Source organism: Burkholderia sp. Se-20378 (assembly GCF_017104665.1).
GTDB lineage: Bacteria > Pseudomonadota > Gammaproteobacteria > Burkholderiales > Burkholderiaceae > Burkholderia > Burkholderia lata.
Genome location: NZ_JAAGPG010000783.1, coordinates 1 through 2,667, shown reverse-complemented (window position 1 = coordinate 2,667; position 2,667 = coordinate 1). Strand labels below are relative to the sequence as shown.

The 2,667-nt window shown below is 69.4% G+C and carries 3 protein-coding genes; all 3 read right to left on the bottom strand.

The genetic code is table 11. The features are described 5' to 3' along the window. A partial coding sequence (locus G3N93_RS37460; protein WP_206135280.1) for an oxygenase MpaB family protein occupies positions 1-876 on the bottom strand: 876 nt, incomplete at its 3' end. Between the two features lie 24 nt (positions 877-900). After that, on the bottom strand, positions 901-1,971 hold the full coding sequence (gene ruvB / locus G3N93_RS37455; RefSeq protein ID WP_174939197.1) for a Holliday junction branch migration DNA helicase RuvB: 1,071 nt from the start codon (positions 1,969-1,971) through the stop codon (positions 901-903). Between the two features lie 119 nt (positions 1,972-2,090). Beyond that, positions 2,091-2,667 (bottom strand): Holliday junction branch migration protein RuvA (ruvA, locus tag G3N93_RS37450; protein ID WP_206135279.1); only part of this gene is annotated, 577 nt, incomplete at its 5' end.

The window sequence follows — 2,667 nt, the reverse complement described above, 5'->3', positions numbered from 1 at the left end:
CCAGCGCAGCACGGGGGCGACGACCCGGATGCCGGGCCGGACCACCGCGCGTCGCAGCGGCGCGAACGCCGACACGCCGAGCATGCGTTGCGCCCACGGCGGCAGCAGATCGATTCCCGCATGCATCACCAGTGACGCGGCCGGTCGCAGCGCAGGCTTCGCAACCGGCACGTTCAGCAGGATGGACATGACTTCGAAGGTGCGTGGCCCGGCCTCGAGTTCGGGCAGCATGCGCGCGAGATAGGCAGCCACTTCGGCACGCGAGCGAGGTACTTCACGTGCGCCGAGCATTTCGGCGATCAATGCCGTTTCGGCGTAGTAGCGGTCCTGCAGCTCGCCCGGCAGCGCCGGATTCACGTAGCGCAGATGTGCGGCGAGGAAACTCGACACTTCCGCGACATGCACCCAGGTCAGCAACGCCGGATCGTCGGCGCGGTACGGCCGACCGTCCGGCGCGGTGCCCGATATGTGCGAGTGGATCGATTTCACGCGCTCGACCAGCGCGAGTGCGTCCGCGCGGCTGCCGAACGTCGTGCCGGTGATGAACGTGGCGGTGCGCCGCAAGCGGCCGAGGATGTCGGTGCGGAACGACGAGTGATCCCAGACGCCCGCGAGCGCGAGTGGATGGAGCGCCTGCAGCAGCAGCGCGGCGATGCCGCCCGTCATCATCGACGTGAAGTCGGCATGCACGCGCCAGCAGACAGCGTCGGGGCCGAACAGCCCCGGGTCGCCCGGCGGCGAAGAGAGGTCGAGCGACGGGCCGCCGCCGCCCACCGTCAGGTGGGTGACGCCGGCCACGAGCCGCTTGCGGATCGGCTCGGCCCAGCGCGGGCCCGGTGCGGGGGCGGCGGGGTGGGAGCTGGGCGGCGTGGTCATGGCGGGTGCGGCTCGGGCGGCGGGTTACTTCCCGGCGGGGGTATCCCACTCGCCGCGTTCGGTGCGGCCGGTGTCGGGCACGGACAGCCCGAAGTGGCGATAGGTGAGCAGCGTCGCGACGCGCCCGCGCGGCGTGCGCTGCAGGAAGCCCTGCTGGATCAGGTACGGCTCGAGTACGTCTTCGATCGTGTCGCGTTCTTCGCCGATCGCCGCCGCGAGGTTGTCGATGCCGACCGGGCCGCCGTCAAACTTGTACAGGATGGCCTCGAGCAGCTTGCGGTCCATCAGGTCGAAGCCGACCGGATCGACGTCGAGCATCGCGAGCGCGGCATCGGCGACGGCCGCGGTGATCTGGCCGTCGGCCTTCACTTCCGCGAAGTCGCGCACGCGGCGCAGCAGCCGGTTTGCAATCCGCGGCGTGCCGCGCGAACGCTTCGCGATTTCGAGCGCGCCGTTCGGATCGATCTGCGCGTTCAGCAGCGACGCCGAGCGCCGCACGATGCGCGACAGTTGCTCTGCATCGTAGAACTCGAGGCGCGCGACGATCCCGAAGCGATCGCGCAGCGGGTTGGTCAGCATCCCGGCGCGGGTGGTGGCGCCGACCAGCGTGAACGGCTGCAGGTCGAGTTTCACGCTGCGCGCGGCCGGGCCTTCGCCGATCATGATGTCGATCTGGTAATCCTCGAGTGCCGGATACAGGATTTCCTCGACGACCGGCGACAGCCGGTGGATCTCGTCGATGAACAGCACGTCGTTCGCTTCGAGGTTCGTCAGCAGCGCGGCGAGATCGCCCGCGCGCTCGAGCACGGGGCCCGACGTCTGGCGCAGGTTCACGCCCATTTCCCGCGCGATGATGTGCGCGAGCGTCGTCTTGCCGAGGCCCGGCGGCCCGAACAGCAGCACGTGGTCGAGCGGCTCGGAGCGGCGCTTGGCGGCTTCGATGAAGATCTCGAGCTGGCCGCGCACCTTTTCCTGGCCGACGTAGTCGTCGAGCTGGCGCGGCCGCAGCGCACGTTCGAACACCTCCTCGTGCGACGAGGCGGGCGTGGCGGCGATGATCCGCTGCTCGGTGGCGAGTTTGTCGGTTTCAATCATGCGGCCATTGTACCGCGCGCCGCTGTCCGGCCCACCTGGCCGAACGGCCGACTGGCGAGCGCTGCGCGGTCGCGCGACACTGGCTTCAACGCACCGGCCGGCGGCGCGTCATGCGGGCGTTACACCTTCGACAACGCCTTCAGTGCGAGCTTGATGCCTTCGGATACGCCGGTGCCCGCGGGCACGTTCTTGATCGCGGCGAGGCCTTCCTTTTCGGAATAGCCGAGCGCGAGCAGCGCGTTGAGGATGTCGGTCGCGTGGTCGGACGGCGACGCGGCGCCGGCGAGTGCGCCGAGATCGGCGCCGAGCTTGCCCTTCAGTTCGAGCAGCAGGCGCTCGGCCGTCTTCTTGCCGATGCCGGGCAGGCGCGTGAGGCGCGCGGCGTCCTGCATCGTCACGGCCTGCGCGAGTTCCTGCACGCTCATGCCGGACAGCACGGCGAGCGCCATGCGCGCGCCGATGCCGGTGATCTTCAGCAGCTCGCGGAAGGTCGTGCGCTCCTGCGGCGTCAGGAAGCCGTACAGCAGGTTCGCGTCCTCGCGGACGATCTGCTGCGTGAGCAGCACGACGCGCTCGCCGTTTTGCGGCAGGTTGTAGAAGGTGCTCATCGGCACGTCGATTTCGTAGCCGACGCCGTTGCAGTCGACGAGCAGGTGAGGCGGGTTCTTTTCGAGCAGGATGCCGGCGATGCGACCA